We start from the raw sequence: 13,408 nt of genomic DNA, 5'->3' as shown, positions 1-13,408 counted from the left end.
GTTGGCCGATGCCGGTTTCGACGCGGTGGTCTTCCTCCACGCGATCCATGAGCGCGGCGCGCAATTCCTCATCCGTTCCTCCTCCAGCCGCATCCCCACCCCGGCCGGGCGCCTGGGCGACGGCTCCTACCTGTCCCGTCTCTGCTACGGCGTGCTGCCCGCCTTGATACGCGTCCGCGTCATCGAGGCCGAAATCACAGTCACGCTGTCCGACGGCACCGTCCGCACCGAGCAGTGGCGCCTGCTCACCAGCCTCCTCGATCCCGACCGGTATCCCGCTGCCGAACTCGTCCGGATCTACCACGAAAGGTGGCAGGCGGAGACGACCTACTTCTCGATCAAGGCGACCCTGCTCGACGGCCGTGTCCTGCGCTCACACAGCCTCGACGGCATCGACCAGGAGGTCTATGCCCTCCTCACCGCCTACCAGGCTCTCGTCCGCGCCGCTGCGGACACCGTCTTCACCCGCCCGGGCCTGAACATGGACCGGATCAGCTTCACCGTCCTGCTGACCACTGCCGGCGACCTCGTCACCACCGCCACCGGCATCCTCCCCGACCCCGGGCCCGCCGATCTGGCCGGGCAGCTCGGTACCGCCGTCCTTCACGCCCTGCTGCCCGCCTGGCGCAAGCCCCGCGTCAAGGCCCGCACCCGCAAGAACCCCACCAGCAAGTACGGACCGAACGCCGGACAACGCCCCCAGAGCGCCCAGACCTACACCGTCCACGCCGAGATCACGTTCTTCGAGAACGGCCTTGCGTCCCGCTCACGACGCTAAACGCAGCGGTGTTGTCGTCGAAGGAGCAGCACGATCTGGTGGCCGACCGTCTCGATATCACCGGCAGCCGGTGGAGCGTCCCTGGAGCCGAGGCTGTCCTGACACTCCGGGCCCTCATTGGCAACGGCGACTTCCCGCAGTATTGGACCTTCCACACCCACAGAGAACGCGAACGCCTCTACCCCCGGCCCAACCAGCACAACCACGAACTCCTGGCCTGAGCATCAAGACCGGTGGAGGGGAGCTGCACCGACCCAGCGGTGATAGGCGTCCACGTCGACGTTGCTGCCGCACACGATGGTGACGACGTGTCGGCCGGCGAAACGGTCACGGTCTTCGAGGATCGCTGCGATGCCGAGCGCGGCCGACGGTTCGACGACGAGGCCGGCGTGGTCGAGGAGCATCCGCATACCGGCGATGATCGACGCCTCCTGGACCAGGACGGCGTCGTCAGCGACCAGAAGGAGGTCGTCCAAGACGGCCGGGATGGGGTATCGGCCGGCGACACCGTCAGCGATGGTATTGGTCGAGTCGGTAGTGACGACACGTCGTCTGCGCCACGAGTGTGTCAGCGCCGGTGCGCCCAGCGGCTGGACGCAGATCACCTCGACGTCGGGTGCCAGGTCCTTCACCACATGACCCACGCCGGTGGCCAGCGCCCCGCCGCCGAGAGCGATCAGGACGGTGTCGAACGACGGCGCGGTGTCCACCAGTTCCAGGCCGATGGTCGCCGCGCCCTCGCAGGTCTCGATGTCCAGGCTGTCTTCGAGGAGCCGGATGCCGTCGTTGCGGGCGATGGCCGCTGCCCGCTCGCGAGCGAGTTCGTGGTCGCCGTCCACCAGTTCCAACCGGGCGTCCAGCGCGCGGATGCGATCAAGCTTGGCCGCCGTCGCGAATCGGGATGCCACAACGGTGACATCGAGCCCCCGGCCGCGACCGGACCAGGCGAGGGCTTGGCCAAGGTTACCCGCGCTGGCGCACACCACGGCACGCGAGCCATTGTCGGCAAGCAGGCTCGCGGCTATCTCGGTGCCGCGGGCCTTGAAGCTGCGGACCGGGTTCGCCGTTTCGAGCTTGATGCTCACCGTGCACCCGAGGCCGGGCTCCAGCGCCTCGCAGCGGTACAGCGGAGTGTCGAGAAAAGTCGGGTCGATTACCCGGCGAGCTTCCCGGACCCGAGCAGTGTCGAGGCGCGTCTCCTGCATGACGCAGCAGCGTAGCGCCGTCGGCGCTGTCCTGGCCTGACCGGCAAGCTCACTTCAGAAGAGCCGCACCCGTGCTGTGTCACGGCCTGGTGCGGGGCGGGCTGAGCAGATGACCGCCAGGCCATAGGGAACCGCCTGCCTCCGCCCAGGCGAGGTGGTGGCGTACCTGGTGAAGGACTGCCTCGCGCTCTGGCGGGCCGTAGGAGGTGCATTCCCGGGTGGCCGGGTCGACGACGCGGACGGTGCTGTCGGGGCCGCTGCACAGCAGGGCCCGCTCGATGGGCGCAAGGCCCAGGCCGAGTGCGGCGCAGCCTTGGTTGCGGATGAGTCGGACGAGGTCGGCCATTACCGCCTCCCAGTCGCCGACCTCGCCCCAGCGGGCGCCGCCACCCAGTTCGTGGGTGAGTGTGGCCAGCGGCACGATCTCGCCCGGCCGGCGGCCTCTCGCCAGCCGGCGGTGGATGCGCATCCCGTCGCGCTGCGTGATGCGGGGGTGGAGCAGGCAGGCCGCGGCGACCACGGAGGTGTTGATCTCCCGGGCGGGCAGCGGGTAGTACGGTTCGTGCGCGAACAGCAGATACAGGCCCATGCCCGCCATCTGGTGGCCGTCCGGCACACGCTCGTGCTCTGCCGGGACCGGGGGCTTGCTCGGCTCGTTCATGTGTCGCTTCCTTCCGTCGAGCGGGTCGATGCGGTGGTGCACGTGGTGCAGCGGCCGTCGCCGCCGGGGTGGGCGCGCCGCGGTGTCGGGCCGGGGCAGGTGCGGCAGGGCGGCCAGCCGAGGCAGGCCGGGCAGAGGTCTTCGCCGAGGGCGGTTTGGGGTACGCCGCAGCCGGCGCACTCCGCAAGGGCCCGGTAGGTCAGGGCTTCGGTCACGGTGCGGGCGGCCGCCGTCGTCGACCGGGGGGTGGCCGTGAGCGATGGCGGCTCGTCGCTGGGAGCTGCCTTGTGGTGGCCGGCCATGGCAGTGGGTGGCGGGTAGGCCTGGGCGGCTCGCAGGCGGGCGGCGATGATCGCGCCGACCGAGGTACGCACCGGGTTCGGCAGCGGTCGGCCGGTGATGACGTGGCGCAGCTGCTCGGCGCTCCAGCCGGCCTCCATCATCACGGTGACCACACGGCCCTGATCGGTCAGCACCTTGCCGGTCAGCAGCAGTTCGGGACGGCTCGCCCCGATCTCGAGCAGCAGCCTGATCCCCGGGTGCATCTCGTCCGCCCAGAACGCGGCCGCCGAGGACGCTGGTTCCTCCGACTGCTTTGTCCCTCCGGGCGTCCGCGCAATGTCGCCGCGGTCGCACGGACGGAGGGGTCTGGTGTTCTGGTTGTTGGTCTTCTGATCGTTGGTGTTCTTAGGGGGCCGATGAACCGACGTCGGGTTATCCACCGGTGGAAAACCCGACATCGGTTGCGACCTGCTGCTTCGCAGGCTGGGCAGGTCGGTGATGACGTACGCGGCCGCGCCGAGGGTGCCATCGGGGTTGCGTTCGCGCTCCCTCAGCAGGAAGCCGTGCTTCTGAAGCTCCTTGAGCCCGCTCTTCACGGCGGCCTCGCCGTCGCGGCCGCGGCGCGCCAGGTCGGTGACGGTCATCCGCCAGCCGTCCCGGTGCGTGCTGATGAGTCCGAACAGCCCCTTCGCCTTGAAGGACAGCCTGCTGTCCCGGAACAAGCCGTTGGCGATCTGCGTGAACTGGTCCGCCGCCATCACCCCGCGCCGGACCCCCGCCCCGAAGCGGCTCACCGCCGTAGCCCCGCACCGGGGCGCGCGCGGTGGGCAGGGCAGCGCACCGCTCCCGCCGGGGCGGGGCGGTCGGTGGGCCTGGGTGCGCGGGCGTGCGGGTGTGCCATGCCGTCAGCCCACCCGGCGGCCCCGACCAGAGAGGCGGCCACGAGCCCCGACCATCCGTCACGATCGGGCAACGTAGCTGTCTGGCTGCCGTGGTCGGGGCTCGTGGTCGGGCCGACCACGCCGCCTGTACCCCCGGCAGACAGGGGCTTGCGCAGTGGGCTGCGCAGCCCCGGACGGCCGCCTGCGCAATCAGGCTGCGCAGCCCGCAAAGGATCCTGCGCAGTCGTGTTGCGCATCGCGGCTGCGCAGTCGGGCCCGAGGGGTTTTTGGTCTTCTGTGTGCAGGCCCGGGTGGCGCACTGCGCAGGAGTCCGGCGGGCCTGGCCGGCACCCGTCTGTGAAGAGAGGGGTGCGGGTTCAGCAGCCGCGCGCACGTGGCCGTGCGACGGTCGTCGGCCCGGGGGCCGTGTGCCGGACGCACGTGTCGTGTCCTCGATCCGCCGCCGGTGCGTGGTCGGGCCTGTGGTCGGGCCGACCACGACCCCGACCACAGGCTTCGCATTCCCATCGTGACCGTGGTCGGGGTCTGGTGGTCGGTGGTCGGGTCGGGGCCGGCGGGTTTCCTCAAGGTCAGCAATCACACGTTCTGACCTGGGAGTGTGACCATGTCCCCTGGTATGCAGGCCGCGAAGGGCGGGGCTGATGCTCCGATGGCGGCAGGCGCCCGGCTGGAGGCGATGCGGCGCCGCGTCCGCCTGTCGCGAGTAGCGGTGTTGACCGCCATTGCAGCCGGCCCCATCGCCCTGGCCGTCACGGTCGCCTCCGCCCCGGCCGCGGTCCAGGCGGCCACCCCGGCCACGCCCACCGCCGTGCGCACCGCGGCGGCCGCCGATGACCCGGGCGGCTATGCGCAACTGTTCGTCAGCGCCTGGCTGCGCAGCAGCGCGGACGACGCAACCAGTGCGCAGGCGCGGCTTGCGCAATCCATGGCACCGGGCGTCGACCTGCCCGACCCGGCCGCGGGTACGCAGCCGGCGCCCAAGTCCGTGACCGCGGTGCGCAGTGCGCACCGCGACGGCGGTGCGTGGTCGGTGACGGTGGCTGCGCAGTACGCCGACGGGCGGTTGCGGTACTACGCGGTGCCGGTGACCGCCGACCGGGCGGGGGCCTCGTTCGCGGTGACCGGTGCGCCCGGCGTGGTGGCCGGCCCGGCCCGGGCCGGCGTTCCGAAGTCGCCCTACCGGGTGACCGTCCCCGGCGGTGATCTGTCCTCCACTGTCGGGGAGTTCCTCGCCGCCTACCTGACCGGTGCCGGAGAGGTGAGCCGCTACCTCGCGCCCGGCCTCACGCTGGCGCCGGTCTCCCCCGCCCCGTACACGGCGCTCTCCGTCCAGCAGGTCTCCGCCGTCGATGAGGCCGCGGCCGCCGAACACCTCCCGGCCGACGGCACGAGGGTGCGTGTCCTGGCCCGGGTGGAGGCCCGGGATGCCGGCGGCCGGTGGCCGCTCGCCTATGAGCTCGTGCTCAAGGCCCGCTCCAGCCGGTGGGAAGTCGCAGGCCTGGAGTCCGGGGCCGGCAAGGACGGGGGCGTGCGATGAACACGGTGCACAGCGTGATCCTTGCCGGGCAGTTGGACGACCTCGGCAACAGCTGGATCACCATGTTCAAAAACTGGGCGACCAAGGGCCTGCAGGCCGGTCTGCTCGTGCTCGTCGTCGTCATCATGATCCAGAAGTTCAGCCTCAAAGCGGGGATCGGCGCCCTGCTGCTGATGGTCATCGCGCTCGGCCTGTACAACTCCCGCGACAGCCTGGCGAACATGTTCGAGGACGAGGTGAAGAACCCGTCCAAGGGCGCACCCACCGTGCCCGGCATCGTCCACTCCGAACCCTCTGGGTCCCGTGACCACTCACCCGGCGTCGGAGGCCGGCTGTGACCGCGACCGCGGCCCGGGTGGGCCGCTTCTACACCGCCGCCCGACGCCACCCGTGGGTGCTGGGCAAGGTCGCCGACTGGAAAATCCCCCTCGGCCCCTACACCCCCGCGCAGATCGCCCTCGCCGTCGGCGGCGGCTTCCTCCTGGTCAAGACCATCAGCTGGTGGTCGTGGATGGGGCCGATCCCCATCGCCTGCTGGGTGATGGCCATCTGGGCGGTACGCCGGCCGAAGATCGCCGGCCGTGCGCCGATGCAGGCCGCGCTGGGCTGGGCTCTGCTCGGCTGGCAGCCGAGGGGAGGGCGGATCGGCGGGCGGGCCGCCCGCGACCGCGCTGCTCGATGGCTGCTGGGCGGCTTCACCATCGAGGGCACGCCCCCGCCGGACCCCGCTGCGAAGGCCACCCCATCGCGTGCGGCTCGGCAGGGTGCCCCTCGGGTGCCGCTTGCGCGGCCGGCCGCCGGCCGCTCGTCCTCACCCCGCCGCACACAGCCGGCTGCACCCGCCGTGCCGGCGGGGCCGGTGTCGGGTGTGCAGCAGCTGCTCGCGCTGGCCCAGCAGGGGGGTGCGCGGTGAGAGTTCCCATCCGTCACATCGCCGGGCACCTGGTGTGGTCGACGCAGGGCAGCGTGTGGGCCCTCTACCGCCTGCACCCCGGCCCGGACGCGCAAGGCCAGCGCGAGGAAACCCTCCAGGGCACGTACGTGCCCGCCGCGGTCCGCGACGAACAGCTCGCCAAGATCACACATCTGGTGCGCTCGATGTCCGGGGCACCCAGGTTGTTCGGTCTGTGCGCGCAGGTCGATCCGGGTGAGATCGCCCTGAAGATGATCGAGGGCATCGAGCCGGCCGAACAGGCCCCAGGAGCGGGCCCGCACCCGTGGGTGGAGAACGTCGAGGCCACCCTGGAGCTGCTGGACTACCAGGAGATGCACCGCCGCACCCTGTGGCTGGCCGTGCCCCTTAAAACCGACACAGGCGGCCTGCAGGTCTCCGCGCAACTCGGCGCGGCATGGGCCGAGATCACGCCGATGCTCGGCATGCGCCCGGCGCCCGTGGCCCGGCGCGAGGTGAGCGCCTACCGCGAGCAGGCCCTACGGGTTCAGGCCGCACTCGCCGGCGGCATCGCCTTCCGCCCCGCTCGCCCGGCGGAGATCGTGTGGATGATCCAGCACGCCCTCCACCGCGGCCTCGCGGAACCGTTGCTGGCCGAGGCCGAGACCAGCGACATGTACGGCGGACAGATCCGTAACGGCTTGCTGCGCTCCCCCAGCTACGCCGACCTCGGCCAGGTCCGCCTGCAAGAAGGCGGCATCGAGGCCGAACTCGACGACACGAGCGAGCTCAAGAACGCCGGCCGGTTCACGCGGTCGGGCCGCACCGCCTGGTGGCGGCTGAAGGCCACCTCGCCGCTCGGGCGGCGCTGGCTGCAGATCGAAACCGACGCCGGCATCGGCTATCAGGCGCACGTAGCACTGGCCGAGTGCCCACCCGCCGTCCCCCAGGACGCCGCCGACCTGTTCGCCCAACTGGAGACACTCGACTTCCCCGTCGACTACACCATCGACCTCACCCTCGTGCCCGCGGAGAAGGCCCGCGACCAGGTGCGGCGCAAGAAGAACGAACTCATCGACCAGGCCGACCAGTACGACGCCCGCCCCACCGGCATGCCCGCCTCGCTGACGGAGGCAGCGCGCGATCTGGGCGAACTGGATGCGCGTCTGTCCCGCACCAGCGTGGAGGTCGAGGTGCAGTCGGTGACGGTGCTGACGGTGTGGGGGCCGACCGCCGCCGTCTGCGACGCACGCGCCCGCGCCCTGGCCGCCCTGCTCGCCGGCGCCGACTACCGCGCGGTGCGCCCGGCCGGCCTGCAGGAGGCACTGTTCACCCTGGGCCTGCCGGGCACTGTACGGCCCGGCGTGGTACGGGAGTTCACCCAGCACCAGATCAGCGAGGACTGGGCGCTTTCCGGGGCCTTCACCGCTTCCGAGGTCGGCGACCCGAGCGGCATGTTCCTCGGCATCGACCTGGACTGCGGCACCACCCGCCCCGTGATGATCAACGTGGCGGATGCGCCCAAGGTGGACGCCTCGGCGTCGATGGGGATCGTCGGGGATCTCGGCGCGGGCAAGAGCGTGCTGCAGAAGCTGATCGCGGAGGCGGTGTGGGCGCGCGGCGGGTGCGCGATCTGCATCGACCGCACCCCGGTCCGTGAATGGGCGGCCTTCGCCGGCACCGCGGCCAAGGGCCGCGTCCAGATCATCGACGCCGCCCAGGCCGAGGTGTCCATCGACCCGCTGCGCATGTTCGACGGGCCCGAGGGACGGCACTACGCCCTGTCCTATCTCACCCTGCAACTCGGCATCGGCCCGATGAGCACCAGCGGCGAAGTCCTCCACCACGCCGTCGAGCAGGCCGCCGCCGACCCGGATCCGTCCATGCACCGCGTCCTTGAGGTCCTCGAGGAGATGACCGGAAGCGAGGGGGGCAAGCGCCAGGACGCGGCTGCCACCCTCGCCGGCCTCATCCGCGTCGTCGCCACCAACTCCCTGGCGGCGATGGTCTTCGACCCGAGGCTGCCGCCGGTACGGCTCGATGCCTCCAGCACCACCGACATGATCGTGATCACCACGACCGGTCTGAAACTGCCTCCCAAGGCCGCGTTCGACAAGCCCGAAGTGCTGCACCAGCAGCCGCTGGAGGCGCTGATCGGGCGTGCGGTGCTCTACCTGATCGCCGCGATCGCCCGGCAGACCGCGTTCGAGGACCCCGAGCGGTTCACCGCCGTGGTCCTGGACGAGCTGTACTGGCTGACCTCCTCCGCCGAGGGCACCGCCCTGGTCCACGAGATCCTCCACGACGGACGCAAGCACGGCGCCGGGCTCCTGGCCGGCAGCCACGACGCCGAAGAGCTCGGCCCAGACCGCGGGCTGATGGCCTACCGGGCGCTCGCCCGCACCGTCGACCGCGAACGTGCCCGCCGCGGCCTGGAGTTCATCGGCCTCGACTCCGCCAATGAAGAGCTGGTGAGGCTGGTGACGACCGGTCTGTCCCCGGTCGGGCACAAGGGCCGGGAGGGCGAGTTCCTGCTCACCTGCCCCCGGCAGAATACCGGCCGCATCAAGGCCGTCATCCCTCGCATTGCGCGTATCGCCGCCTCCATCACCACCACACCGGGACGCCGCGCCCCTGCCGGTCAGGGCACTGGTCATCGCCCGAAGGAGCACGTCTCGTGACCTCTTTCTCCCCCGCCCGCTCCCGGCGCATCGCCGTGGCCGCGACCATCCTCACGGTGATCGCCGTCGCCGTCGGCGTGCTTCTCCTGGCCCTGTCGATGAGCGTGCCGGAACCCTGGTGGCCGCACACCGGGCAGGCCTTCGCCACCGGCGCCCATGCCAGTCACCGCGACCGATGCGCGCCCATCGTGGGCCGGGCCAAGGCGTACTGCGAGCGCGGCGCTGCCACCTCCGCCTCGGGACACCACCCTTCGGGGGCGGCCTGGCGGCTGGTGCCGGCCGGAGCCGGCGTGGCCGCGCTCGCGGTGTGGCGCAGCCGGCGCGCGGCCGGGCAGAGGCGGGGCTGACGATGTTGCGTCCAGACCGCGGCACTTGGCGCTCGGCCGGATTCGTGGTGCTACTCACCGGTGTCTTCGTGGTGGTCAACACCCAGGTGGTGTTCGCGGCGAGCGGCAACAGCGAGAGGGGCGACCTGCTCGCTCCGCTGAACATCACCTCCTCCGAGGGGGTGCCGATCAACTCCTACGAACTGGACGCTTCAGGTGGCTCCATCGTCGCGTTCAAGTCCCAGGCATTGGCGTTCGCCATGTCGGGGCTGTTCACGCTGATCCGGCTGCTGGTCGGGCTGGCCGGGTGGTCCATCGAGATGACCTTGCGGTTTCCGCTGCTGAAGATCCTGACCCGTCCGGCCGAGCAGGTCGCCGACACCTACGACCAGGTGGTCGTCGACACGCTGGGGCTGAAGGGCCTGTTGTTGGCCTGGGCGTTCGTGTTCGCGGGTTTCATGATCGTGCGGGGTCGTGTCGGCCGTGGTCTGGGCGAGATCTTCCTGACGCTGCTCATCGCGGCGTTCGCGGCGTCCGCGTTCGTCCGTCCCGACTACCTGCTCGCCGAGGACGGGCCGCTCGGCCAGGGCCAGCAGGTGGCCGCCGACGTCGCCCGGCAGAGCGTCAACTCCTACCACTGGGGCGGCAAGGTCGCAGCCAAGGACCCTTGCGAGGGGATGGGCGGGAAGGCCGAACTCAAGTGCCTGCACCAGGAAGATGAGGCACCGGTCACCGCCGAGGAGGTGGCCCGCCCTCTGCAGGACTCGATCACCAACGCGCTGATCGTCAAGCCGTACATGCTGCTGGAGTACGGGCGCATCCTCGACCCGTCCAAGCCTTCCGATGCCAAGGCCTACGCCGTCCACCTGAAATGGATCACCGGCTGGTACCAGGCCGACGCCGGCACGAGCAACTGCGACACGCTCGCGCCGCCCATGCGGGACACCTGCGAGCAGAGGAAGGACGCCAAGGACACCTGCAGTCTGATCCACGGGGAGGCCAAGAAGTACTGCGAACGCGACCAGGGCCTGCCCGACACGGACACACTGCCGTCCCTGACCTCAGGCGACGACCTGCTGAACGCCTCACAGGCGATCGTCACCGACGAGGACCGGCAGTTCGCGGCCTTCCTCACCGACATGAAGAGAGCCGGGCCGGTCGGAAAAGCCTGCGCGGCTTATGCGGAGAAACCGACCTGGTGGCGCCTGGGCGGTGCCGCCTTGCTGCTCATCGCGGCGCTGTTCATCTGCGGCATGCTGCTCTCCAGCGCCATCGTGCTGCTGGGCACCCAGGGCGTGTGCGTGGCGGCCGCGGCCGCGGGCGGCGTCACCTTCGTCGCCGGCATGCTGCCCGGCCCCGCACGCCAGAGCGTGTGGAAGTGGCTGTCCCTGTGGGGCATCGCGGTCCTGGCCGTGGTCGCCATCTGCGCGTTCATCCCCTTCTTCGGGATCGCCGTCGACGCCACCATCACCAACGGTCCCGACCTGATGGTGGAGCGAATCCTGCTCATCGACGTCCTCGCCATCGCCGGCGCAGCCGGGCACCGCCGCCTGCTGGCATCCGTCACCTCCTTCGGCCGGCGGATGGCCATGCGGATGCGCTACGCCAAGGTCGGCGGCACCCACATGCCCGGCGACACCTCCGAACTCGGCGCCGCGCTCGCCATGAACTCCCCCGCCGCGCTGGGCGGATACGGCGCAGGGCTGCGCGCCTTCACCGGCCAAGGCGGCAGCAGGTTCGGGATGCTCGGCACCCGCCAGCGGCTGACGGGCGCGCTCACCTCCCTGTTCGACGGTACGGGCATGCCGGTGGACACCGGCCGTGTCCTCGCCGATGCCACCGCCGAAGCCGGGCGCGGTCTGGCCCCGCTGACCGCGGCCGCGGCCGCGGGCGGGCTAGGGGTACGGCTCGGCGCCAGGGGCGCGCACTGGCTGCTGATCGGACGGCGGCCGGACAAGGAGCAGTTGGCCAAGTGGCAAAAGCCCACCGCCGGAGGGGACCCAGGCGCGGGCGGGCCGTCGGGCGACGGGGACAGCGGTTCAGGCGGCATAGGACCGCGCCGGCCGGGAGGCCCGCCCGACCGGTACCGCAACGAACAGGGGCAGATCGTCGACCGCAACACCGGCCGGGTCCTGCACGACCAGAACACCGACCGCACGCTGCTGTCCACCCGGGCCCACAACCGGCTGGTCCGCTTCCGCGGCTACCGCATCCTCAACCGGGGCGGCCGGGCCGCGTACGGGGCAACAGTCGCTCTGCCCGCCCACGCCCGCCGGGCCAGGTCGGGGGGCTCGCGCTACTCCCAGGACGCCCGCCAGCAGGTGCGGGTCTGGGGCAACACCATCCGCGAGGACGGCCGGGCCTGGTCGGACACGGGACGTGACGTGGTCCGTGTCCTGCGGGAGAACAGCGACAGCGGCGGACCTGGTCCGTTCGCCGGCCGCCGCCTGCCGAGCGCAGCCACTGCGCCCGCTGCTCCCCGCCCGGCTGCCCCTGCAAGTCCTGCGCCCTCCCATCGTCCTCCGGGCGGTCCGGCCCCTGCCCCTGCCCCTGCACGACCCCCTCGGCCGGCAGGCGGCCCTGCGGCAACTGCGCCCCCAGAACCGCTCCCTGGCCGGGACGGCCCTCCGCCGCGGCCTCGGCCCGATCGCGGCGGGCCCGTGCTTCCCGGAGGCGCAAGCGCCCGCAGCCAGGCGCGCGAGGAGGCGCGGGCCCGAATGCAGGAGCTGATGCGGCGCACCGCGCCCGAGGCCGAACGTATGCGCCGGGAGCGGACCCGACGGCGGGACGAGGACGGTGAGGACGAGTGAGGCCGCCGGGACGCCGCATCCGGCGGTGGGGATGCATGGTGGCGCTGCTGATGTTCACCGCCGTGTGCTGTGCCGCGCCGGTCTCGAACGCGATCAGCGCGTACGTCGCGCTGAAGACCGGTGTACAGGACGACGGGGGGATCGCCGAGGGCGGCAGCACCGCGGACATCCCTGGCCGGATGCTGACCGCCTACAACAAGGCCGTCCAGCAGGTCGGAAAGTACGCGCCGAAGTGCCAAGGCCTGCGCTGGCCGATCCTCGCCGGGATCGCCAAGGTCGAATCCAACCACGCCATCGGCCGCACCATCGCCGCCAACGGCGACATCCGCCCAAAAATCTACGGAGTGCTCCTGGGCGGCTCCGGCCAGGGCGGCAACACCACCGTGGTCCCGGACAGCGACGGCGGCAAGTGGGACGGCACCGCCACCGGTGAACGGGCCGTAGGCCCCTTCCAGTTCCTGCCCTCGACCTGGGAGAGCGTCGGCAAGGACGGCAACGGCGATCATGTCACCGACCCGCACAACGCCGACGACGCCGCACTGGGAGCGGCCGTCTACCTGTGCGGAGGCGGCCGTGACCTGACGCAGCGCTCGCAGCTGAGGGCCGCGATCTGGCAGTACAACCACTCCAGCGAGTACGTCGCCGAGGTGACCGGCTGGATCGACCAGTACACGGCGGCCGCCACAGACCCTGGCCTGAAGAACCTGTCCGGCAAGGCGCGCACCGTGATCGAGGCGGCGCTCTCCCAGCGAGGGGTGCCCTACTCGTGGGGCGGCGGGACCGCGAGCGGCCCGTCGTACGGGTTCTGCTGCTCACCCAGCGGCAAGAGCGGCGCCCGCATCAAGGGCTTCGACTGCTCGGGCCTGACAACGTACGCGTACGCCGCGGCGGGCATACGGCTGCCGCGCACCGCGGCCGCGCAAGCAGGCCGCGGCCAGCGGATCCCCGCCGGTCTTGGCACCGGCGCCCTCAAGCCGGGCGACCTCGTCTTCTACGCCTACGCCCCCGGACGCGACTTAACGATCTACCACGTCGGGATCTACGTCGGCGGCGGCCGGATGATCAACGCCGCCCGCCCGGGCACCGCCGTCCGGCTGGACTCGGTCGGCGCCATGTCCGGCTTTGCGGGAGGAGTTCGGCTGCTGTGACCACCGCTCCATGGAGGCCCGCATGTGAGTTGGCCTTTTCGCATCGTTCGGTCCGTGGCCTGTCCAATTGGACAGGGCGATGAGAAGCCCACTCTCGCGGGTGGTGTTGGGTTCTGTACCGGCTCTTCGCGTCTTGTCGCCGCGTGTCCGGTGGGCCGTGCTGGCAAGCCTCGGCCGGGGCTGTGA

11 protein-coding genes and 1 pseudogene are annotated in these 13,408 nt (G+C 71.4%); 9 read left to right on the top strand and 3 right to left on the bottom strand.

The genetic code is table 11. The features are described 5' to 3' along the window. The coding region (locus AB0M27_RS37310; RefSeq protein ID WP_365728831.1) for a transposase at positions 1–778 on the top strand (778 nt) is incomplete at its 5' end. Between the two features lie 26 nt (positions 779–804). After that, a pseudogene (locus tag AB0M27_RS37305) lies at positions 805–999 on the top strand (ISKra4 family transposase); the annotation flags it as partial. Between the two features lie 3 nt (positions 1,000–1,002). On the opposite strand, the gene AB0M27_RS37300 reads toward AB0M27_RS37305, so the two are convergent. From AB0M27_RS37300 to AB0M27_RS37290, 3 genes are all read right to left on the bottom strand, one after another. Beyond that, positions 1,003–1,983 carry a pyridoxal-phosphate dependent enzyme gene (locus tag AB0M27_RS37300; protein WP_365728827.1) on the bottom strand — a complete coding sequence of 327 codons (981 nt, stop codon included), beginning with the start codon at positions 1,981–1,983 and terminating at the stop codon, positions 1,003–1,005. 79 nt (positions 1,984–2,062) lie between these two features. After that, a complete protein-coding gene (locus AB0M27_RS37295) occupies positions 2,063–2,644 on the bottom strand; it encodes a hypothetical protein (RefSeq protein WP_365728825.1) in 582 nt (193 codons plus the stop codon). After that, complete coding sequence (locus AB0M27_RS37290) at positions 2,641–3,720, bottom strand: hypothetical protein (RefSeq protein ID WP_365728824.1); 1,080 nt, start codon at positions 3,718–3,720, stop codon at positions 2,641–2,643. The genes AB0M27_RS37295 and AB0M27_RS37290 overlap by 4 nt, the downstream gene beginning before the upstream one ends. 712 nt (positions 3,721–4,432) lie before the next feature. Between AB0M27_RS37290 and AB0M27_RS37285 the strand changes: the two genes are divergently transcribed. The 7 genes from AB0M27_RS37285 to AB0M27_RS37255 are packed head-to-tail and all read left to right on the top strand — an operon-like array spanning position 4,433 to position 13,222. Next, positions 4,433–5,365, top strand: coding sequence for a conjugal transfer protein (locus AB0M27_RS37285; RefSeq protein WP_365728822.1), 933 nt, complete (start codon positions 4,433–4,435; stop codon positions 5,363–5,365). Then, the gene (locus tag AB0M27_RS37280; RefSeq protein ID WP_365728820.1) at positions 5,362–5,703 is read left to right on the top strand and encodes a hypothetical protein; all 342 of its coding nucleotides are present in this window, start codon (positions 5,362–5,364) and stop codon (positions 5,701–5,703) included. Before AB0M27_RS37285 ends, AB0M27_RS37280 begins: the two co-directional genes overlap by 4 nt. Then, on the top strand, positions 5,700–6,278 hold the full coding sequence (locus AB0M27_RS37275) for a hypothetical protein (RefSeq protein WP_365728818.1): 579 nt from the start codon (positions 5,700–5,702) through the stop codon (positions 6,276–6,278). The genes AB0M27_RS37280 and AB0M27_RS37275 overlap by 4 nt, the downstream gene beginning before the upstream one ends. Continuing rightward, the gene (locus AB0M27_RS37270; protein WP_365728817.1) at positions 6,275–8,938 is read left to right on the top strand and encodes an ATP-binding protein; all 2,664 of its coding nucleotides are present in this window, start codon (positions 6,275–6,277) and stop codon (positions 8,936–8,938) included. Before AB0M27_RS37275 ends, AB0M27_RS37270 begins: the two co-directional genes overlap by 4 nt. Further along, complete coding sequence (locus AB0M27_RS37265) at positions 8,935–9,285, top strand: hypothetical protein (protein ID WP_365728815.1); 351 nt, start codon at positions 8,935–8,937, stop codon at positions 9,283–9,285. The genes AB0M27_RS37270 and AB0M27_RS37265 overlap by 4 nt, the downstream gene beginning before the upstream one ends. 2 nt (positions 9,286–9,287) lie before the next feature. Further along, the gene (locus AB0M27_RS37260; protein WP_365728814.1) at positions 9,288–12,074 is read left to right on the top strand and encodes a hypothetical protein; all 2,787 of its coding nucleotides are present in this window, start codon (positions 9,288–9,290) and stop codon (positions 12,072–12,074) included. A 35-nt stretch (positions 12,075–12,109) separates the two neighbouring features. After that, on the top strand, positions 12,110–13,222 hold the full coding sequence (locus tag AB0M27_RS37255; RefSeq protein ID WP_365728812.1) for a bifunctional lytic transglycosylase/C40 family peptidase: 1,113 nt from the start codon (positions 12,110–12,112) through the stop codon (positions 13,220–13,222). The last annotated feature ends 186 nt before the right edge of the window (positions 13,223–13,408 follow it).

The sequence above is a fragment of the Streptomyces sp. NPDC052107 genome (assembly GCF_040680215.1).
Taxonomy (GTDB): Bacteria; Actinomycetota; Actinomycetes; order Streptomycetales; family Streptomycetaceae; genus Streptomyces.
Note: the sequence above shows the minus strand (reverse complement) of the source record. Positions and strands in the feature narration are given on the sequence as shown.